General features: G+C 66.8%; 19 protein-coding genes. 18 read left to right on the top strand and 1 reads right to left on the bottom strand.

The features are described 5' to 3' along the window. The first annotated feature begins 6 nt into the window (after positions 1–6). Genes ACLIJ1_RS21615 through ACLIJ1_RS21645 form a run of 7 tightly spaced genes read left to right on the top strand, consistent with a single transcriptional unit; the run spans position 7 to position 7,729 of the window. Positions 7–1,215, top strand: a complete 1,209-nt coding sequence (locus ACLIJ1_RS21615; protein WP_411367632.1) for a glycosyltransferase — start codon at positions 7–9, stop codon at positions 1,213–1,215. Next, positions 1,212–2,333, top strand: coding sequence for a glycosyltransferase family 4 protein (locus ACLIJ1_RS21620; protein WP_411367633.1), 1,122 nt, complete (start codon positions 1,212–1,214; stop codon positions 2,331–2,333). Before ACLIJ1_RS21615 ends, ACLIJ1_RS21620 begins: the two co-directional genes overlap by 4 nt. Further along, on the top strand, positions 2,333–3,547 hold the full coding sequence (locus ACLIJ1_RS21625) for a hypothetical protein (RefSeq protein ID WP_411367634.1): 1,215 nt from the start codon (positions 2,333–2,335) through the stop codon (positions 3,545–3,547). Before ACLIJ1_RS21620 ends, ACLIJ1_RS21625 begins: the two co-directional genes overlap by 1 nt. Then, positions 3,544–4,533: a polysaccharide deacetylase family protein gene (locus ACLIJ1_RS21630; RefSeq protein ID WP_411367635.1), complete on the top strand. Its 990-nt coding sequence runs from the start codon at positions 3,544–3,546 to the stop codon at positions 4,531–4,533. The genes ACLIJ1_RS21625 and ACLIJ1_RS21630 overlap by 4 nt, the downstream gene beginning before the upstream one ends. Positions 4,534–4,540: 7 nt before the next feature. Beyond that, a complete protein-coding gene (locus ACLIJ1_RS21635; protein ID WP_411367636.1) occupies positions 4,541–5,593 on the top strand; it encodes an EpsG family protein in 1,053 nt (350 codons plus the stop codon). Then, positions 5,574–6,716: a glycosyltransferase family 4 protein gene (locus ACLIJ1_RS21640; RefSeq protein ID WP_411367637.1), complete on the top strand. Its 1,143-nt coding sequence runs from the start codon at positions 5,574–5,576 to the stop codon at positions 6,714–6,716. Before ACLIJ1_RS21635 ends, ACLIJ1_RS21640 begins: the two co-directional genes overlap by 20 nt. Beyond that, positions 6,713–7,729 carry an acyltransferase family protein gene (locus ACLIJ1_RS21645; RefSeq protein ID WP_411367638.1) on the top strand — a complete coding sequence of 339 codons (1,017 nt, stop codon included), beginning with the start codon at positions 6,713–6,715 and terminating at the stop codon, positions 7,727–7,729. The genes ACLIJ1_RS21640 and ACLIJ1_RS21645 overlap by 4 nt, the downstream gene beginning before the upstream one ends. 1 nt (position 7,730) lies before the next feature. Here the strand turns inward: ACLIJ1_RS21645 and ACLIJ1_RS21650 are convergent, their stop codons facing one another. Beyond that, positions 7,731–10,295, bottom strand: a complete 2,565-nt coding sequence (locus ACLIJ1_RS21650) for a DUF4838 domain-containing protein (protein WP_411367639.1) — start codon at positions 10,293–10,295, stop codon at positions 7,731–7,733. 10 nt (positions 10,296–10,305) lie between these two features. Between ACLIJ1_RS21650 and ACLIJ1_RS21655 the strand changes: the two genes are divergently transcribed. From ACLIJ1_RS21655 to ACLIJ1_RS21705, 11 genes are all read left to right on the top strand, one after another. Beyond that, positions 10,306–11,235, top strand: coding sequence for a glycosyltransferase family 2 protein (locus tag ACLIJ1_RS21655; RefSeq protein ID WP_411367640.1), 930 nt, complete (start codon positions 10,306–10,308; stop codon positions 11,233–11,235). Then, positions 11,232–12,890: an ABC transporter ATP-binding protein gene (locus ACLIJ1_RS21660; protein WP_411367641.1), complete on the top strand. Its 1,659-nt coding sequence runs from the start codon at positions 11,232–11,234 to the stop codon at positions 12,888–12,890. The genes ACLIJ1_RS21655 and ACLIJ1_RS21660 overlap by 4 nt, the downstream gene beginning before the upstream one ends. Beyond that, on the top strand, positions 12,887–13,342 hold the full coding sequence (locus tag ACLIJ1_RS21665) for a lasso peptide biosynthesis B2 protein (RefSeq protein ID WP_411367642.1): 456 nt from the start codon (positions 12,887–12,889) through the stop codon (positions 13,340–13,342). The genes ACLIJ1_RS21660 and ACLIJ1_RS21665 overlap by 4 nt, the downstream gene beginning before the upstream one ends. A gap of 10 nt (positions 13,343–13,352) precedes the next feature. Then, entirely contained in the window at positions 13,353–15,269 is a 1,917-nt protein-coding gene (locus tag ACLIJ1_RS21670) for an asparagine synthase-related protein (RefSeq protein ID WP_411367643.1), read from the top strand. Between the two features lie 185 nt (positions 15,270–15,454). Continuing rightward, complete coding sequence (locus ACLIJ1_RS21675; RefSeq protein ID WP_411367644.1) at positions 15,455–15,628, top strand: lasso RiPP family leader peptide-containing protein; 174 nt, start codon at positions 15,455–15,457, stop codon at positions 15,626–15,628. Positions 15,629–15,674: 46 nt separating this feature from the next. After that, on the top strand, positions 15,675–16,538 hold the full coding sequence (locus tag ACLIJ1_RS21680) for a hypothetical protein (protein ID WP_411367645.1): 864 nt from the start codon (positions 15,675–15,677) through the stop codon (positions 16,536–16,538). Beyond that, positions 16,535–16,819, top strand: a complete 285-nt coding sequence (locus tag ACLIJ1_RS21685) for a PqqD family protein (RefSeq protein ID WP_411367646.1) — start codon at positions 16,535–16,537, stop codon at positions 16,817–16,819. The genes ACLIJ1_RS21680 and ACLIJ1_RS21685 overlap by 4 nt, the downstream gene beginning before the upstream one ends. A gap of 9 nt (positions 16,820–16,828) precedes the next feature. Beyond that, positions 16,829–17,389, top strand: a complete 561-nt coding sequence (locus tag ACLIJ1_RS21690) for a hypothetical protein (RefSeq protein ID WP_411367647.1) — start codon at positions 16,829–16,831, stop codon at positions 17,387–17,389. Continuing rightward, a complete protein-coding gene (locus ACLIJ1_RS21695; RefSeq protein ID WP_411367648.1) occupies positions 17,379–18,482 on the top strand; it encodes a nucleotidyltransferase family protein in 1,104 nt (367 codons plus the stop codon). The genes ACLIJ1_RS21690 and ACLIJ1_RS21695 overlap by 11 nt, the downstream gene beginning before the upstream one ends. 103 nt (positions 18,483–18,585) lie before the next feature. Beyond that, positions 18,586–20,022: an O-antigen ligase family protein gene (locus tag ACLIJ1_RS21700; RefSeq protein WP_411367649.1), complete on the top strand. Its 1,437-nt coding sequence runs from the start codon at positions 18,586–18,588 to the stop codon at positions 20,020–20,022. Between the two features lie 51 nt (positions 20,023–20,073). Further along, entirely contained in the window at positions 20,074–20,811 is a 738-nt protein-coding gene (locus ACLIJ1_RS21705) for a polysaccharide biosynthesis/export family protein (RefSeq protein ID WP_411367650.1), read from the top strand. Positions 20,812–20,817: the final 6 nt, after the last annotated feature.

Here is a 20,817-nt window from a genome sequence, read left to right on the forward strand (position 1 = left end):
ACTGTCGTGTCCACCCGCGTTCTCTACATTTCCTACACCGGGCTGCTCGACCCGCTCGGGCAGTCGCAGGTGCTGCAATACGTGCTCGGCCTGGCGCGTGAACACCGCATGACGCTGCTGACTTTCGAGAAGCCGGCGGCGCTGGCCGACGCGGCCCGGGTGGCCGAGATCCGCGCGCAGTGCGAGGCGGCGGGCGTGCAGTGGCACCACCTTCGCTATCACAACCGCCCCAACCTGCCGGCGACCCTGTACGACCTGGCCAGCGGCATCCGGGTGGGCATCCGGCTGGCCCGTGCATCGGGCGCACAGGTGGTGCACTGCCGCAGCTACATCGCCGGCCTGATGGGGCTGGCGGTCAAGCGGGCGACGGGCGCGAAGTACATCTTCGACATGCGCGGTTTCTGGCCGGACGAGCGGGTTGACGGCGGCATCTGGCGCAAGACCTCGCTGCAATACCGCGTGTTCAAGGGCGTGGAGCGGCGGCTGTTCCTCGGCGCCGATCACGTGGTTTCGCTCACCCGCGCCGGCGTGCGCGAGTTCGGGCAGTTCGACTACCTGCAAGGCCGCGTGCCACCGGTGTCGGTGATCCCGACCTGCACCAACCTCGACCTGTTCCGCCCGACGCCTTCGCCGGCGTCGCCGGAAGCTGGATTCACCCTCGGCTACATCGGCTCCGTCGGCAGCTGGTACATGTTCGAGGAAGTGGCCCGGGTGGTGCGCATGCTGTTCGACGCGCAGCCCTCGGCCCGCTTCAAGGTCATCAACAAGGGTGGGCACGACGCCATCCGGCAGGCGCTGCAGCAGGCCGGTGTCGACCTCTCGCGCGTCGACATCAAGGCGGTGACCTACGACCAGGTCGGCGTGGAGGTCGGGCGCATGGACGCCGGCATCTTCTTCATCAAGCCCGCCTGGTCCAAGCGCGCGTCCTGCCCGACGCGCATGGGCGAGTTCCTGGCCTGCGGCAAACCCTGTCTGGCCAATGTGGGCGTGGGCGACGTGGAAGAGGACTTCATGCAGACCGGCACCGGCGTGCCGATCCGCGACTGGTCCGACGACACGCTGCGAACGGCCCTGGCGCAACTGCTGGAACTGACCCGCCAGCCCGGCATGGCCGAGCGCTGCCGGCAGGCGGCCGAAGACCGCTTCTCGCTCAGCGGCGGCGTGCGCTCGTATTCAGCGATCTACCGCCGGCTCGCGGGCCAGGAGGCGGCGTGACCCCGACCGCGAACCGTTCGCTCAAGGTGCTGTTCCTCACGCGTTACCCGGTCGAGGGCGCGTCGAGCCGCTACCGCGTGCACCAGTACCTGCCGCAACTGGAAGCGCTGGGCGTGCGTTGTACGGTGCAGACCTTCATGGACGACGCCATGTACCGGCTGAGCTTCTCGCCGGGCCGCACCGGGCGCAAGGCGTGGATGACGCTGCAGGCGACCGTGCGCCGCCTGCGCGCCCTGCTGCGTTGGCGCGAATACGACCTGATCTATCTGCAGCGCGAGCTGTTCCCGTTCGGGCCGCCCTGGGTCGAGCGCATGCTGCGACAACGCGGCGCGGCGATGCTGTTCGATTACGACGACGCCCTGTTCATCAAGAAGCCCAGCCGCTACAACCCGATCGCCACCCTGCTGCGCTCGTCGTCCAAGACGCTGGACATCTTCCGGCTGGTCGATTGCGTGGTGGCGGGCAACGACTGGCTGCGCGACCGCGCCATCGCCGAGGGCGGCCGCGCAGTGAAGCTGGAAGTCGCCGAAGACACGCAGCGCATCGCCATGCATCCGCCGCACAGCAACGCGCGGCCGGTGACCGTGGGCTGGCTCGGTTCGAAGTCCACCGTGAAATACCTGCGGCTGATCGAGGCGGTGCTGCAGGAGCTGGCGCGCGCGCATCCGGGGCTGCGTTTCGAAATCGTCGGTGGCGGCGAGTTCGCAATGGACGGCGTGCCCTGGGTCCACACCGAGTGGAGCCTGGACGCCGAGCTGCAGGCGCTGCAGCGCTTCGACATCGGCCTGATGCCGTTGCCGCAGGAAGACTGGGCCAACGGCAAGTCCGGCGGCAAGGCGCGAACCTACATGGCGGCCGGCGTGGTGCCGGTGTGCCAGGACATTGGCTACAACCGCCAGCTGATCCGCCCCGGCGAGACGGGCTTCCTCTGCACGACGCCGCAGCAGTGGCGCGAGACGCTGGAGCAGGCCATCGCCGACGCGGCGCTGCGCCAGCGGGTGGCCGAGGCCGCGCGCGCCGACGTGGAGCAGCGCTTCTCGCTGGCGGGTCAGGCCGCCGCGCTGCGGGCCGTGTTCGACGAGGTGCTCGCGCGGCGGGCCGGCGGGAGGGGCGCCTGATGGCCGCCGCGAACATGACGCCGGCCGTGGTGCTCGGGCTGTCGCCGACCGGCCTGTACGCGGTGCGCGAACTCGGCCGGGCGGGTGTGCCGGTGGTGGGGGTGTGCAGCGAGTGGCAAACGGGCAGCGCGTCGCGCTATCTGACGGCCTGCATCGTCGAGCCGGATGAGACGCGCCGGCTGGAGCGCCTGATGCGGCAGTTCCCCGAGGGATCGCCCAGGGCCGTTCTGATTCCCACGTCCGACAAGGACATCGAGTTCATCGCCGCGCACGCCGACCTGCTGTCGGCGCGCTTCGTGTACCAGGCGTCCTACACGCAGGACGTGGTCCACACCCTGCTGACCAAGGAGCGGTTTTACGCGCTGTGCGAGGCCCATGGCGTCGCCTACCCGAAGCTATGGCGCTGCCTGCCGCAGGAGCTGGGCGGGCTGCGGGACCGCATTGCCTACCCCTGCATGATCAAGCCCAGCCGCATCCACGATGTGAAGGGCGTCATGGCCGGCAAGAAGGGCTGGATCGCCGAAGACGCCGCCGGGTTTGACCGCGTCGTCGCCGGGATTCCGCCGGAGGCTGGCGTGCTGCTGCTGCAGGAGATCGTGCCCGGGCCGGAGTCGGGCATCACGCTGTTTGCCGCCTACCGCCAAGCCGGCGGCCAGGTGCTGCAGCCGGTCACCGGGCGCAAGCTGCGACAATTTCCCCCCGGCTTCGGCTCGGCCTCGCTGGTGGTGACCCGGCCGGAAGACGACAGCCGCGCCATTGCCGAGAGACTGCTGTCGATCCTGTCGTACACCGGCATTGCCGCCGCCGAGTTCAAGCGCGATCCGCGCGACGGCGCCCTCAAGGTGATCGAGATCAACGCGAGGCCGTCGCTGTGGTTTGCGCTGGCGGGCGCGGCGGGTCAGAAGCTGACCCTGGCGGCGTACCACGACCTGGCCGGGACCGGGCAGGTGCTGCCAGAGGCTGGCCAGACCGACGGTGTCGTCTGGCGTTTTGTGTTCAAGGATCTGTATTCCGCCATGTTCTACCGCTTGCGACCAGGCTTCTTGCTGCCGGCCCCGGACACCAGTGCCCGGCGCGCTGCGGTGCGCCGTGTCTACGCGGTCTTTGCGGCGGACGACCCGGCGCCCCTGTTCGCCGAGTGGTTCCAGCTCACCCGCAAGGCGGTGTCGCGGCTCGCGCGCCGCGCCGGTTTCGGCGGAAAGGCGCGCGCATGAGCGGCAGCCTGGTGATTTCGCTCGATTTCGAGCTGATGTGGGGTGTGCGCGACCACCGCACCACAGCCGACTACGGCGACGCGGTGCTCGGGGTGCGGCAGGCGCTGCCAGCCATGCTGGCGCTGTTCAAGGCCCACGGCATCCGCGCCACCTGGGCCACGGTCGGCCTGCTGTTCGCGCGCAACCGCCGCGAGATGCTGGAGCACTGCCCAGAGCTGCAGCCGGGCTACCGGCACCAGGCGCTGTCGCCCTACGCCGCGATCCGCTCGGAGATCGGCGAAGACGAGGCGGCCGACCCCTGGCACTACGGTCGTTCGCTGGTCGATCAGGTGCTGGCGGTCGAGGGCCAGGAACTGGCGACCCACACGTTTTCGCACTACTACTGCCTGGAGGAAGGGCAGAGCCTGTCCGCCTTTGACGCCGACCTGGCTGCCGCCGTGCGCATCATGTCGGCGGCTGGCGCAGCGCCCCGCAGCATCGTGTTCCCGCGCAACCAGATGACCGACGCGCATGTGCAGGCCTGCGCCCGCCACGGCATCACGGCTTTCCGCGGCAACCCCGACAGCTTCGCCTACCGCGCCCGCTCGCAGGAAGACAACAGCCCGCTGGTGCGTGGCCTGCGTCTGCTCGACGCGAGCTTCCCGGTGACGGGCCGGCACTCCTACCGGGCGCCCGCGCGCATTGGCGCTTGCGTTGACGTGCGGGCGTCGCGTTTCTTCCGGCCGTTCTCGCCGCGCATGGGCGCGCTCAACGATCTGCATGTGCGCCGCATCGTCGGCGAGATGACGGTGGCCGCGCGCGCGGGCGAGGTCTACCACCTGTGGTGGCATCCGCACAATGTTGGCCGCCACACCGGCCAGCAGCTGGCGCGGCTGGACACCATCCTCAAGGCCTACCGCCGGCTGGCCGACGAACACGGCATGCGCAGCCAGACCATGGCCGAGTGCGCGGCCGCGTCCCAAGGGCAGGCTGCCCCATCGAACTGAGCGCAACGTGACCGTTTATCTGAGCATCTTTCTGGCGATGGCCTTCCTGGGGCTGATGGTCAAGACCCGCGGGCAGCAGGACGGTGCGCTGGCGGTGGTCGGGGTGTTCCTGCTGCTGTTCATGGGCACACGCAACGACACGGGCTGCGACTTCCGTGCCTATTCCGCGCGGTTCATGAACCTGTACCACGACCCCAGCTACCTGTCGTATGTGACCCAGGAAGAGCCAGGGTTTCACTGGCTGAACCTGCTGGTGCACGACCTCGGCCTGAGCTACATGTGGCTCAACGTGTTCGGGTCGCTCATCTTTCTGGTGTGCCTGATCCGTTTCGTCCGGCTGGCGCCGGCGCCGATGTTGCTGATGGCAATCATGTTTCCAGTGGTGATTCTCCAGTTGGGCATGTCTGGTCTTCGGCAGGCGCTGGCGACCGCATTCCTGCTGCAGGCCATGATCAGCTTCGTCCATGTGCGCCGGATCAACGTCGGACTCTGGATCTTGGTCGCGGCCCAGTTTCACCACTCGGCCTACCTGTTCCTGCCGCTGGCGATGATGGCTGGCCGGCGGTTCAGCGTGCCCATGGCCGTGGCGGCTGTCGCCTTTCTCGGACCGGCCTCGGTGTTCCTGCTGGGAGATCGCGCCGACGTGTACTCGGACCGGTACGTGGAACAGATCTACGGTGAAAACTCGTCGGGCGGTGCGGTGCTGCGGTACGCGCTGGCGGTTCTGCCGTGTGTCCTGTTCGAGTTCCACACCAAGCGCATGCGCGCGCTGTTTCCGAAGCTGTATCCCTTGCTGCGTGTGTCGTCCCTGATGACCATCGCGCTGGCACCGATCGGTCTGCTGTCGACCGTGGCTCTGCACCGGATGACCTTCTACGTGCTGCCGGTGGACCTGCTGATCTTCATTTGCACGGTCATGACGATGCCCAAACCCAAGGTCCTGTCGCGCGAATGGCTGTACGCGCCGGCAGGCGTGCTGCTCACCTATCTGGTCGGCTGGTTCACCCTGTCCAGCCACTCGACGATCTGCTACGTCCCCTATGAGTCCTTCCTCTTCTAGGCCCCGGGTACTGATCTGCCTGAACACGGCCTGGAACCTCGTGAATTTCCGCGCGGGGCTGATCCGGGCACTGGTCGCACAGGGTTATGAGGTCATCGCCGTGGCGCCGCGAGACGCGCACGCCGACCGGCTGGCCGCGCTGGGTGCCCGCTTTGTCGATCTGCCCATGGACAACGGAGGCACGAACCCGGTGCGCGATGCGCAACTCTGGTGGAACTTCCGCCGGCTGTTCAAGGCCGAGCGGCCGGACGTGTTCCTGGGCTACACGGTCAAACCCAACGTCTACGGATCGCTGGCGGCCCACTCGCTGGGCATTCCGGTCGTGAACAACATCGCCGGACTCGGCGCGGTGTTCATCCGCCAGAGCTTCGTCACGTCCATCGTCAAGTGGCTCTACCGCACGGCGTTGAAGCGCTCCGCCCATGTGTTCTTCCAGAACAACGACGACCGGCAGCTCTTCGTGGAGGGCGGTCTGGTGCGCGAGAGCATCACCAGCCTGATCCCGGGCTCGGGCATTGACCTGGACCGTTTCGCGCCGGTGCCCGATCGCGGCACACCAGGAGCGTCGATGTGCTTTCTGCTGATTGCCCGCATGCTGTGGGACAAGGGCGTGCAGGAGTATGTGGACGCCGCCCGCGCGCTGCGCCAGCGCCATCCGCAGTTGCGCTTTGCCATGCTGGGGTTCCTCGACGTCGACAACCCGGCCGCCATTCCCCGGGACAAGGTGGAGGCCTGGGTGGCCGAAGGCGTGATCGAGTACTGGGGCACCAGCGACGACGTGCGCCAGGAAGTCGCGAAGGCCGATTGCGTGGTGCTGCCGTCGTACCGCGAAGGCACGCCGCGCACCCTGCTGGAAGCCGCGGCCATGGGCAAGCCGCTGGTGACGACCGACGCCGTGGGCTGCCGCGAAGTCGTCGACGACGGCGTCAACGGCTACCTGTGCGAAGTGCGCAGCGCCAGCTCGCTGGCGGACGCGATGGAGCGCATGGCGTTGCTGGCGACGGATCAGCGGGCGGCGCTGGGTGCCGCGGGGCGCCACAAGATGGAAACCCAGTTCGACGAGCGCAAGGTGGTTGCAGCCTATCTCCAGGCCATCCAACACGCGCTGGCGAAGCCTCAATGACGAGGAATGCCGTACCGTCTGACGGCAGAAATTCCTGGCTGGAGATGCTCAGGGGCTTTGCGGCTCTGTGGGTGTTGCTGCACCACGCGAACCAGTCGGTGTCTGCGTTCGTGGCCCCGCTTGGACACTCGGTGTGGTTCGAAAACGGCTACCTGGGCGTTGACTTCTTCTTCGTGTTGTCGGGCTTCATCATTGCGATGTCTTCGCAGTCGCTGGTGGAGCGAGGCAAGGGATGGCGTGAGTACCTGCAGGCCCGGCTGATCCGCATCTATGTGCCGTATCTGCCGATCGGCGTGGCGATGTACCTGCTGTACCTGCTCTTGCCGGGACTCAGCGAAGGCGGTCGGTCTCCAGGCTGGTGGACGTCGTTGACCTTGCTGCCGAGCAACTCCCCTCCTGCGCTGTCCGTGGCTTGGACGCTGGTGCACGAGATGCTGTTCTATCTGATCTTTCTCGCGTGGTTCTGGCGCCGTCGTGTGTTCTGGGTCTGCATCGCGGTCTGGGCCAGCCTGATCATCGGCAGGTCTGTCGCCGGGGTGGAGATGGGCCGTGCGTGGGGCTATGTGTTTTCGCCGCTCAACCTGTACTTTCTGTTGGGCGTCGGTCTGTTTCATGCGACACGCAGCAACCGGATCGGCAACGCCTGGGTGCTGGCGCTGCTGACCATTGCTTTTGGGGTACTGTTGGTGGTTTGCGGTCAGCCCAACCCGGACAGGGTCTGGGTGGGCGTGGCGTTTGCACTCATGCTGGTGGCGTTCACCGCGCCCGGGATTGCGGCCAGGAAGGCTCCGGCCGCTCTGGTGTTGCTGGGGGGCGCTTCTTACTCCATCTATCTGGTCCACAACCCCGCCCTGTCGCTGGCAGTGCGCCTGATGCGGCGACTGCCCGGGCTGGGCGCGTGGCCCAGCTTCTTCGCGATCGCCGCGATGAGTCTCGCCGCCGGTGTCTGCTACTGGTGGTTCTTCGAGAGAGCAGCCTTGCGCGTGGTGCGGCAGAAGATCACCGCGGCCTGAATCATCTGGCCTTGCCTTCGCGCTCCAGCAGGTCTGACGGCAGCAGCATCTCTGCGGGGCTCCGCGCGAAATACGGCGGCACCGTCAGCATCCGCATCGCGCCCCTGACGTAGCGCACGCGCCAGAACTTGCCGTCCTGCCCCTGGGGGACTTCGATGGCGTAGAAGCCGGTCTGTCGGCCGTTGAGCCAGAAGTGGATGTGGCCTTCGGCGTCGAGCACTTCGCCGTGTTCGCCGCCGTACAGGCCGATGCGCCGGGTGCCGCGCGGCACGTAGAAGTAGGCGGCCCACTGCCGGTAGCTGTCGGTCATCGGCGCCTGCAGGGTCGAGGCGATGGTCAGCGGCAGTCCTTCGGGCCAGCGGACCTGGGTGCGGTCTCCACCGTCGGAGACGCGCACGAGGTAGAGGCCGGGTTCGCGGGCGGTCAGGCGCACGCTGTGCTCCTTGCCGTCGGGCGGGGTGGGCGGGGCGCTGGCGATCAGGGTTTCCGATTCGCCGGTGGCGCTGGTGCCACCCAGTTTGAAGAGTTCGACCGTGACTTGGCTGCGGGTGGCCAGCTGCGGCGTGAGGCCGCCGGTGATGCCCAGGTCGAGGATCTGGCCGGGTTGTTCGGTCCAGGTCAGGAAGTTCTGCACGCCGCGCCCGGAGAAGCTGCTGTCCAGCGGCGGCGCCGTGCCCGCGAGGTTGCCCATGTAGCGGGACGCCAGCCGCAGTTCCCCGCCGTAGCCGACGGGCTGGAAGTCGACCTGGATCAGGGGATGGACTTCGACGCCTTCGCGCAGGAAGCCTTGCAGCTCCTGCGCGGTGAACGGTGCGTCGGATTTCCAGGGGTTGGCGGGCGCGGGGTCGTAGAGGCCACCCTTGTCGGGGTAGCGGATGGTGCTGTCGCGCTTGGGGATGTCGCGGTAGAGTGCCCAGGTGTGGACCATCATGGTCTGGCGCATGCGCCAGGCATGGCGGATCAGTTGCTCCAGGGCCTGCTGGCGGGCCTCGCCGCTGGCGCCGGCGTAGCGGTAGTAGAGCGTGCAGTAGCGGGCGTAGAGCGTGAGTTCGTCCAGGCGCTTCAACACGTCGGGGCGGTCGGCAGCGAGGCGGCGCGCTTCGTCCAGGGCGCGGTACATGCGGCCGACCTGGTCGTCGACCACCAGCTTGGGTTGAGAGCCGTCGAGCTGTTCGTAGAACCGGCGCATCGGTTCCTTGGCGGGGCCGAAGGCCTTGTCGAGAAAGTCCTCGACCAGCGCCTCGACGCGGCCGGCTTCGCGGATGTCCCAGAGCATGCGCGCGGCCAGCCAGTAGCCCAGGCCATTGGGTGCCCAGTTGTCGGAAGACTCGGCCGACATGTAGCGGGCGCCGAGGGCATGGAAGTGCGGGATGGTGTGGCGCAGGTAGGCGAGGTTGCTGCCGCGCGCGGCGCCGGGCTGGTCGCGGTCCCAGGGGTTGACGCTGTAGTACTCGCGCACGCCGAGCGTGGCGCCCTGCTTCGACCAGCCGGCCATGAGCTCGTCGACGGTGAGGTCGCCCTTGATGAAGGCGGTCGCGACGCTGACGACGACGTTGGGGTGGACCCGGATGTTGGGCGGCGGGGAGTGGTAGTTGTAGGCGTAGATGCCGACGCGCTTGCCCGGGAACTCCTTGTCCACTGCAGCGGCCACTTCGTTGGCCAGGGTCAGCACCTGGTCGCTCACGCTGCCGAGCTTGGCCGACTCTTCGCTCTGGCTCCAGTCGCCGCCGTCGCTGGGGTCCATGGAGATGCTGTCGAGCGTCGGCCGCTTGCGGAACTGCTCGACGGCGTGGCGGGCGATCAGGGCGCGCAACTCGGGGTTGCCGAGTTCGAACTTGAGGTTGCGCGGCTTCTGGCGCTGGCCGTTGATCAGGGGCAGGTATTCGGGGTGCTTCTCCAGTTCGGGGGCCAGCGCATTGGCCAGGCCACCGTAGGCGTGCCCGGTGTTGAGCTCCATGCCCGGCGTGCAGCGGTTGCGGCGACACCATTCGGCGTTCGCCTCGCCCGATTCCTTGCTCATGCCGTAGCTGTACCAGATGCGGCGCGAGTAGTAGCTGGGGCGTTCGACGGTGTCGATGTCGAGTGTGAGCCGCGGCGACGAGGGCACGACCTCCCAGGCGGCGCCGGGAAAGTACTGCCGGTAGCCCAGGCGGTACAGCAGGTCCCACATGCCGTTTTGCGCACCCAGGTCGGTCGCGCCGATCACCCAGACGCCCTTGGCGTGGCTGCGGATCAGGTAATCCTCACGGCCCAGCGGGCTCTGCGGCTGGAAGACGACCGAGGTCTTGAGCTGCGCGAAGCTGGCGGCCGTGCCGAGCACGATGCCTTCCTGCCCGCTGCCTTGCGTGACGTCGAAGCGCTGGCCGGTCATGCGACCGAGCAGGGTGGCGAGTTGCTGGGCGTTGGCGCGGGTCTGGGCGGAAGCGTCGGCGCCGACGACGATGGGGAGCGGCGATTGGGCGGGGGCGGCGAGGGTCGCGGGCACGGCCCATGCGGTGTGGCAGGTCAGAGCGGTGATGGCGAGGGCTGTCACCCGGTAGACTGCCGAGATGGTTTTCAAGGACATGGCCGATAGCATGACCGACCCGTTTTGGAGGGTCAAGGCGAAGGGCCAGGTGCGCCGGCGGTTGGACCAGGTGCGCCGGCGTGTCGAGCAGTCGGTCGATCAGGCGGCGGCACTGGCACACCGGGGGCTGTTCGGCACCGCGTCCGTCCCGCCGTTCGATGGCCAGCCACGGTTTGCGCTGGTCACGGTCAACTACTCCACCACGCGCTGGCTCAAGCTGATGCTGTTGACCCTGTCGGAGCAGGACGCGCTTGACACGGTGTCTGACATCGTGGTGGTCGACAACGATTCGCGGGACGGTGCGGACCGGCTGCGCGCCGCGCTCGGGAGCCGTGTGCCCCGGCTGCGCTGGGTGCAGAACCGGCGCTTCCTGTCGCACGCACGCGGCATTCGGCTGGGCCTGCGGGCGCTGGACGACATGGGCTCGCGGGCCAATGTGGTGCTGGCGATCGACACCGATGTGGTGTTCCTGCGGCAAGACACGCTGCAGACGCTGGGCGGACTCTTCCAGCAGGGGGCGGCGCTGGCTGGCGAGATGCGCGACTGGGTCTACGCCGTACCCGAAGCGCAGGCTTCGTTCGTGGCGTTCCGGCGCGATGTCTATGCGCGCCGCGACATCGCGCCCTGGGTCAACCACGGCGCGCCGAGCTACTGGATGCAGAAGAGCATCCGCCGCCGCGGTCTGCCGGTGGTGGACTTCGCTACCTACCGCGACGGGTACGCGCTGCACCGGGGTCGGTCCGGTGTTCTCGCCGCCGGGCGGTACCGGCAGGGCAGTTCTTACGCCAGTGTGTTGAACCACGACCCGCATTTCATGGGTGTGCCGGGGGGCGAGGAAACCTGGCGCGCCACCGAGCAGCGCTGGGGTCGCTACCTGGAGCCGGGCGCAGAAGAAGCGCTGGTCGAGCTGCTGGCCCGGCGCCTGGGGGGGCCGACATGAGCCTGCGCTGGATCCTCTCGTTTGCCTGGCCCTGGCGCTGGACGCTGGCCTTGTGTTCGCTGCTGATGCTGGCCGAGACGGCCGTATCGCTGGCGGTGCCCTGGCTGGCGGGGCGCTATGCCGGCGGCTTGTTCACCGGGTCGGTGGTGGCTGTGGGTGGCCTGCTGGTCTGGCTGGTGATGCTGCTGGCGGCTCAGGGGCTGCTGCGGTTTTTCAGTGGCTGGGCCACGGGGCGCACGGCCGAAGCGGTGCTGGCCAGCCTGCGCGTGCGGCTGTACGACCACCTGCAGGCCCTGCCGCTGGGCTGGTTCCAGCAGCGCAAGCACGGCGATGTGGTCGCGCTGCTGACCTATGACGTCGAGCGGCTGTCCACCTACCTGAGTGGCACCTTGACCAATCTGCTGCCGCTGCTGGTGTCGCTGGTGGGCGCGCTGGTGATGATGGCGCGCATCGATGGCCGCCTGACCTTGCTGGTGCTGGCGACGGTGCCGGTGTTCTATCTGGTGATGAAGGTGATGGGGCGGCGTCTGCGGCCGCTGTCGAACCAGCTGCAGCAGGCCTACGCCGACGCCATGGCGGTGGCCGAAGAGAACCTGCAGATGCTGCCCGCGATCAAGACCTTCACCCGCGAACCGCTGGAGTCGGCGCGCTATCGCGAGCATGTGGACCGCATCTTCCGCCTGAGCAACCAGGAGCGGCTGATCTACGCCGCCATGGGGCCGACGGTGCAGTTCCTCGCGGCGGCGGGCATGGTGCTGGTGCTGTGGCTGCTGGGCAGCGGGCAGGGGCGCAGCCCGGCCGAGATGGTGAGCTTCCTGCTCTATGCAGCGTTCCTGACCCGGCCGGTCGGTTCGCTGGCCGACATCTATGGACAGACGCGCCAGGCCAGGGGTGCGCTCCAGCGGCTGGGCGAGGTCCTGCAGGAGCTTCCCGAACCAGACGCTTCCACCGCGGCCGATCTGCCCCCGGTGCGCGGCGAGATCGGCATGCAGGACGTGGGTTTTGCCTACCCGGGGCGCGGTCCGACGCTGCAGGGCCTGAACCTGCGCGTGATGGCTGGAGAGACGGTGGCACTGACCGGTGTCAACGGCGCTGGCAAGAGCACCCTGGTGCACCTGCTGATGCGGCTCATCGTGCCTTCGCAGGGCGTTGTCCGCATCGACGGCCACGACATCGCGGGGGTGCGTCTGGAGAGCCTGCGGCGCCAGATCGGGGTGGTGCCCCAGCACGTGCTGCTGTTCAACGGATCGGTGCTCGACAACATTGCCTGGGGTCTGCCGGGCGCTTCGCTGGATGCCGTGCAGGAAGCGGCCCGCAAGGCCCAGGCGCATGACTTCATCACCCAGCTGCCGCAGGGTTACGACACGCTGATCGGTGACCAGGGTGTGCGGCTGTCGGGCGGCCAGCGGCAACGCATTGCCTTGGCGCGCGCGCTGCTCAAGGACCCGCCGATCCTGGTGCTGGACGAAGCGACGGCGATGTTCGATCCGGAGGCTGAGCGCAGCTTCATCGCCGACTGCCACGACGCGCTGGCGCGCCGCACGGTCATTCTCATCACGCACCGACCGGCCAGCCTGGCGCTGGCCGACCGGGTGCTGCGGCTGGAGGGCGGGGTGCTGCACGAAGTGCCCCGTGGCGGGGCGGCGCAGCCATGAGCGGCCATGCGTCCCGCTGGGCGCGCTGGCGTGCCCTGACGGCGGAACAGCGCAGTGTGCTGCTCTCGGCCTGGTGCCTGCTGCCACTGGTCTGGCTGGCGCTGTGGACCCTGGGGCTGCCCCGGTTGCAGGTGCGGATGATGGCGCGGGCCCCGGGCGCCGGGGCACCGGACCTCGTGCGGGCACGGGATCTGGGCCGCGCGGTGAACATCGCCGCCTCGTTGACGCCGTTTCCGGTGACCTGCCTGACCCGTTCGCTGCTGCTGGGCTGGATGCTGAGCCGCCGGGGCATGGCCAGCGAGTTGCGCATCGGCGTGCAGTTGTCGCAGGGCGTGTTCAAGGCGCACGCGTGGATCGAGTGCGAAGGGGTCCCGGTCAACGACCGTGCCGATGTGGCGGCGGATTTCGCACCGTTCGACGATCTGGGGCTGGTCGCCTCGTTCGACCGGTGAGGGAGCATCGATGAGCGGCGTGGCAGGCATCGTGTTCTGGGACGGGCGTCTGGTGGAGCCCGGCGTGATCGAGGGCATGACGGCGGCGATGCAGCACCGCGGCCCGGACGGCATCACGCACTGGCGCCAGGGGCCGGTGGCGCTGGGCCAGTGCATGCTGCGCACCACGCCGGAGTCGCTGGAAGAGTCACTGCCGTTGGCCAATGGCGATGGCAGCCTGGTGCTGGTGATGGACGGCCGGGTCGACAACGCGCCCGAGCTGCGGCGCGAACTGCTGGGCCGTGGCGCTGTATTGCGTTCGCGCGCCGACGCTGAACTGGTGCTGCGGGCCTACGAAGCCTGGGGCGAAGACTGCGTCCGGCACATCGTCGGCGAGTGTGTGTTCTTCGTCTGGGACGCGCGGCGGCAGATCCTGTTTGCGGGGCGCGATGCCGCGGGGACGCGGCACTTCTATTACCACGCGGGCCGCGGCTGGCTGGCTTTTGCGTCGGAAATCAAGGGGCTGCTGACGCTGCCCGGCATTCCGCGGCGGGTGAACGATTCGCGGGTGCTCGACTACCTGGTGCCGGCGTTCGACCGGGACGATCAGACCGGGACCTTCTGGGAGGACATCCTGCGCCTGCCGGCCGGAAACGCGATGCGGGCCACGGCGCATGGGGTCGAAACCTGGCGGTGGTGGAACCCGGCGGACCTGGAGCCCCTGCACTTTGCCTCGCTGGCAGAGTGCACCGAGGCCTTCATGGCCCAGCTGCAGGAGGCGGTGAAGTGCCGCCTGCGCCACATCCGCCCGGTCGGCGCCATGCTCAGCGGCGGCATGGACTCCTCGACCATCGTCGGGCTCATCAGTCACCGGCTGCGCGGCGAGCTGACCCAGCCACTGAGAACCGTCTCGCTGGTCCGCGAGGACCGGGAGAACTGCACCGACTGGAAGAGCATCAGTGCGATCCTGCAGGCGGACCCCTGGCTGCAGCCGACGGTGATGAATGCATCGAAGGTGAATGAAGAGCGGGACCGCTTGTGTGCAGCCATCGCCACGACGGACGAGCCCTTTGCCTGGGCCAACGGTCTGACCTACCACCTGTGCTACCAGGCGGCGCGCGACGCGGGTTGCGGCGTGCTGCTGGACGGCATGGCGGGCGACCTTCTGTTTCGCGATGGAGCCTCGTCGTTCGAGGAGGTGGTGAGACGCCGTCGGCTGGATCTGGCCGGAGGCCTGCTGCAGGCTGGGCGGAATCACGGTTGGCCGCGCCCATATTGGGAGTTTCTGATCACTTGGGCGAGAGTCATCGTGCCGCGGTGGCTGAGGGCGGGCATCCGGGAACGCCGGGATCGCCAAAGGCTGAATTCCGGCGACCTGCAGGCAATCCGGCCCGAATGGGCGTCGCCCTACCTCCGGGGGAAACGCTCCAGCGCGTACACGGCAGGACATTCTTCCTGGTCACCGGACGATCTTCGCCGCCACGCCCGATTGTTTATGTCGGGGCAGGCGTCCTTTGCGCACGAGAACTACGGCTTGCTGGCCTTCGCCAACGGCGTCGAGCCGCGCAGCGCCTATTCGGACCGCCGGGTGATCGAGTTTGCGGTGCGGATGCCGCTGGAGGCCAAACTGGCCATCCCTTGGTACAAGAACGTGTTGCGTGAGGGTACCGAAGGCATGTTGCCCGATGCCACGCGCTGGCGTTCCGACACGGGCAACCATCCGGGATGGACGTTCTACGACCGGCTGGCGGTGTTGACCGAATCCGATGCCCTGGCTGAACTGACGCAGGGTGAGGGTGGACGGCATCTCCGGCGGTGGCTCACTTCGCCCGAAATGGAAGCAGTCAATACGGACTATGGGGATCCAGGCTACAGCTTGCGGCTGGAGCGCCTCAGCCGCTTCGTGCTGGCGTCCTGGCTCAAATCCTCCGGGCCACACAGGGCGTAAGAAGTGCCGCAACTTGTAAGATAGTGTTGCAGACAGGCCCAAATTTCCGCCAAATTCCCTCCAGATCGCGCCTGTAGTCCAGTGGGGGCTTGTGGGCTATTCAACGATTACCCTACACTTGCAATATCGCGGCTGACCTGCTGCAGTCTTTTTACTTACATAATCTTGCCGTTGGGTTGTTATCCATGAATCACTTCGTCGCTGAAACCTCTGCCAAGAAGGCTTATGTGGCTCCTGAGCTCGTCATGCACGGGGATCTGCGTACCCTGACCCAGGGCGGTTCACAGGGCGTGGTCACTGAAAACAAGAGTGGCGGTACGGGCACCAATTGCGGCACCGCAGTGAAGAAGCGTTGCTGATTCACTGTTCCGTGTGACCGGCAGCTTGGCTCCCGGTCGATCGACAGTGGAATTCGAACTCATTCAGGGCTCCTCGGGAGCCCTCGGTATTTTTCCGGCGCCCTCTCACCAATGGACATTGCCTGACGGGAGTCTCTGGCTGTCGTTTGCCCGGCTTCCCGATGCTCACTGGTTGCGCTTCCCCGGTCTGGCGGATTTCCTGGTTTCTTTGGACGGCCTGAAGGTGCAACAGTTTCCGGGTGAGGGGATCGACGCCACCACCCTAGAACACCTGCTCCTCAACCAGGTGTTGCCCCTTGCGCAAAGTCTGCAGGGGGAACTGGTGTTTCATGCTGCCGCCGTGTCTCTCGGTACCGAAGGCGTGGCATTCATGGGACGCTCTGGCAGGGGCAAATCCACGCTGGCCGCCAGTTTTGCCTCCAATGGCGAATTCTTCCTGACCGATGACGGCTTGCGGCTGACCAAGGGGGATGACGGTTATCTGATCCAGCCCAGCCATCCGTCGATCCGCTTGTGGGAAGACAGCCGCGATGCGCTGGTCCACGCCGATGCGCTGCTGTCACCACCTGTTCTGTACACGGCGAAGACGAGGGTGCTTTCTGACGGTCACCTTGCGCACCGGGAGGAACAGCTTCCGCTCCGGCGCGTCTACTTCCTTGGCGAGGGAGTCTCAGAAGACGTGGTCATCGAGCCGATGAAACCCAGCGATGCCCTGATCGGACTGGTGAACCACTCGTTCATGCTGGACATCTCTTCCGGCCCGGTGATTGCCCGGCATTTCGATGAGCTCAGCCAGATGGTGGCGTTGCCGATCTTCTACCGGCTGGACTATCCTCGCCGATACGAACTGCTGGATCGCGTGAGGGACGCCATACAGCAGCATGCGCTTTCGAATCAGGACGCCACATGAACCCGCTTGATACTGCAGAAATTCCGTCGCAGGTGATGACCCGGGAGATGGGGGACGAGACCGTGATTCTCGACCTGACCACTGGCACCTACTTCAGCCTCAATCCTGTGGGTGCCCGCTTCTGGGAACTGCTTCGTCAAGGAATGACGTTTGCCCAGGCCCGCGAGGCTCTCCAGGACGAATACGACGTAGAGCAGAACCGGCTGGAGTCTGACTTGCAGCAGCTGGCGATCGACCTGGTGGAGAAGTCGCTGCTGCGCGTGCGTCCTGCGGGGCAGTAAGGCCTTTCCATGAGCGACAGCGCACCCGATCCTCACAAGCTTTGTCTGGCCTGCGGTCTTTGCTGCCGTGGCGGATGGTTTGCCACTGGAGAGCTGGGACAGGACGAGTTGGAGGATGCCAAATCGGCCGGACTGCATGTGAACGATGCGCCCGGTCAGGTTGCCCTGCGGTTGCCGTGTCCGAAGTTTCTTGGCGGCTGTTGCAGCATCTATGACAGCTGGCGCCCCAAGGTTTGCGGTGCCTACTCCTGCGCGTTGCTGAACAAATACATGGCGGGCGATGTTGCGGAGAAGGAAGCACTGAATCTGGTGACCGCAGCAGTGGTGATGTTTGATCGCATCGTGGCGGAAACCGGACCGATGGAGGGCGGCATTGCCGGCCAGGAGTTCCTCCAGCTGCTTTCAGCCAGCGAACAGGGTCAGGTAGCCGGGGGGCGCCAACTCTCTCCTGTGGCCAAGATGGACGTGGTGGCGCTGAAGGTGTTCTTCGCGCGGCACTTCAGAAAACCAGGCGACATGGTGGAGCCGTCCGCAACGCGCGACGTATCGCTCCCGGGCGATGGAGATTGAACGGGCGCGACTGGCCCGCTGGCTGGCCGGCGTTGAGGCGCCTGCGGAACCCTGGACGTCTGATGCCCACGCTGAGTTGCTGGTTCGGGCGGCCCAATCGGAGGGAGTGGTCTGCCTGCTGGAGCGGGCGGTCCGTGGTCTCCATGGCGAAGCGGCCAACGGCCGTTGGCTGCACGAACTTCGGCTGGTGGCACGACAGGAAGTCCTCGGCTCGATGCGCATGGAGTCGGAGTACCGGCGCGTCATCGAACTGCTGTGTGCCAACGGGGTGGCGCCGCTCGTTCTGAAGGGTTCGGCACTCGCTTACTGGGCCTATCCGGAGCCGCATCTGCGAGCCTGCGGCGATCTCGACCTGCTGGTGTCTTCGCGCGACGAAGCGGAGCGGGTGGTCGAGCTTCTGGCGGGGTTGGGCTACCGGTACCTGGAAGCGCCTGGAACGCTCACGACATCGGCCCTGATGTGCATTGGGGGTATTTCACCCGAATGGTCGTTGGAGGTGGACATTCACTGGCGTCTCAACCATTCCGCTGTCTTTGCCAGCGCGCTTGGATTCGACGAGCTCATGGCCTCCTCCATCGCATTGCCGCGCCTGGCCCCGGGCGCTCGCGGCCTCGGCCCGGCGCACGCCATGCTGCATGCGGCCGTGCACCGCGCGCGCAACCTCGAAAACGGGGTTGGAGACCTGCTGAAGTGGCTGTATGACTTTGTGGCGCTGGGGCGCTGCTTCTCGCGTGCCGATTGGGACATGCTGCTCACCCTGGCGGCGCAGAAGGAGCTGGCGGGTGTGACCCTGAATGCACTGGAAGCGGCGAAAGCGGTCCTTGCAACGCCGATTCCCGAAGACGTGCTGACGCGCCTGCGCGGGCTGGCCAACCAAGAGTCCCTGGATGCTGCCCGGCTGGGCGACTGGCGTTACATGCAGCGCCAGGCGTGGAAGGCATTGCCCGGAACTCGCGCCCGGCTGCGCTGGGTCTGGCAGCGGCTGTTTCCCGGTGCGGAGTACCTGCGCCAAGCCTATGGCATGGAGGGCAGCTACCCGGTGCTGCTGCGGGAGCGGTTGCGCCGTTTCTGGTTGAAATGGCGGTCGCAATGACCTGCCAGCCGACTGGGGTGGGGGCTGTCAGTGTCTCGTCGCCACGATCCACCGCCTATACTGAGAGGTTGTAACTTTATTGTTACAACTTGACCGCGTTTCCATGCCCCATCTTTCCCACTACAAAACGAGCCCGCGCGAAGGGGGTACTCCCTTCGGCGCGACCTTGGCCTATGGGGCTGGGCTCGCGTTGCTGCTCGCGGCGCCCTTGATCCGGGGGGGTAACCGGGGTGTTGCCCTGATTCCGCTGGAGGGGCTGGGGCTGATGGTTTTGCTGGGGGCCGTGCTGGCTTGGGCGCAGGGTCGGCGCCAGCATTGGGGTTCCGGTGCCCGGCTGGTGGCGCTGCTCGTCTTGCTGGCCTCCCCGCTGTGGATCGCCCTGGTGCAACTGGTGCCTCTTCCACCGGATCTCTGGACCGCGCTGCCGGGGCGCGCGTTTTACCGGGAACTCCTGGAGGGTCTGGGGCTGTGGTCCGATCGGTGGCGGGCCTTGTCCCTGACGCCGGAGGCGACGCTGGTGTCTGCCTTGGCCGGCATTCCGGTGGTGGCTGCAGTGGCGCTGGGCTTGACCGCCACGCGTGCCCAGCTGACGGTGCTTGCGCGTGTCTGCCTGGCGTCGGCACTGGCTCAGGCAATCCTCGCACTGGCGCAGCTCGGGCCCGCCAAGTTCCTGCATTTCGGAGCTTTCTTCACTGGAGCGATCGGGACCTTCGCCAATTCCAACCACTTGGCCAGCTATCTGGTGATGTGCATTCCCTGGACCGTGCTGGAGATGCAGCGCCAGTCGCACGAGCGGGGACGTTCGCGCCGGGAGGGCGGTCAAGCCTGGATGTGGGGCGTCGTCCTGGCGGTCATGATGGCTGCCGTGGTGGCCACCGGATCGCGGGCAGGGCTCGCAATCGCCCTGTTGGTGCTGGCGGCCGCCATCCTGATCATGCCGCCGGGGATCGGGCAGTACTGGCCGCTGCGGTGGCGCCTGGGGGCGCTGGGCGTGCTGGTCTTGGCGGCGCTGCTGGCGGTCGGGACCCAGTTCCTGCACCGGCTGGGCGGGCTTTCCGCCGACGCTTCGGTGCGTTGGTCGATCTTCCAGAGCACAGGGCAGGCCGCAAAGATTTTCTGGCCGATGGGTTCCGGGTTAGGTTCTTTTTCGGCCGTGTTTCCGAGGTTTCAGCCGATGCAGACGAGCAGGAACTTCGTGGAGCACGCGCACAGTGACTACGTTCAGTTCCTGATGGAGACCGGGGCGCTGGGGGTCATCTGTGTACTGTTGGCGGGTTGGCTGTTGGCGAGACAGGCCTGGCCCTTGCTGCGACGCGTTTCAGACTCGAAACGCCCGCTGGCGGCAGACGATGCCTGGGCGCTGGCGGCTGCGCTGGGCCTGGCGGGACTGTTGCTGCATGCCTGGGTGGACTTCAACCTGCGCATCCCGGCGCTGGCCATCCAGGGTGCGTTCTGTTCTGGGATCCTCCTGCGGCAGGCATCACGGTTCCGGCAGGTAACAGACGCCATTTCGGGGCCAAAAACGAGTACTTTCCATTAAAATCTTGCGCCCTTCGCCGATATTGGCACCGGGCGTGTAGGAAACGAGAAAATGCGAAAAGTTCTGTGTGGGCTGGCGATGTGGGCGGTCTTTTTTGGCGGCCCGGCTTTCGCGCAGGCTGCGGCCCCTGACAACTCCGCGGCCACTCGGCAAAACGCCCCGCCGGCAGGCCAGCCGAGCCAGCCTCAGCCGCTGGACACCCTGGCCGGGCTGAGTGCCGACTATCGGGTGTCGCCCAATGACCTGATCGACATGGAGGTCTACGGAGTGCCTGAGCTCAAGAAGACCCTGCGGGTCAATTCTTCCGGCCAGATCACATTGCCTCTCGTCGGCAACCTCGCGGTGGTCGGGATGACCGGCCAGCAGGTGGAGCAGGCGATCGCGGCTGCCTTTGCTGACAAGTACCTGCAGAACCCGCAGGTCTCGATCTACATCAAGGAGTTCACCGTCCGCAGGGTCACCGTTGAAGGGGCGGTCGCGAAGCCCGGTATCTACCCGGTGACCGGGGAACTCACGCTGCTCAGGGCCATTGCCCTGGCTGGCGGTGGTGGCAACTATGCCAACCTGTCCGAGATCATGCTGTACCGCAAGGGTGCAGATGGTCAGCAACCCACCCAGCAGACGTTCAATCTGGAGGCGATTCGAGATGGCAAGAACCCTGATCCAGTCGTCCTGGCCGACGATGTGATCGTGGTCAAACGCAGCGCTGCCCGCGCGGCGTTGAGAGACTCCCTGTTCCGCGACATCATCGACTCCATCAATCCGTTCTCCGGACTCACCCCGCGCTGACCGCAG

It is taken from the genome of Hydrogenophaga sp. RWCD_12, assembly GCF_046604225.1.
Lineage (GTDB): Bacteria > Pseudomonadota > Gammaproteobacteria > Burkholderiales > Burkholderiaceae_C > Hydrogenophaga.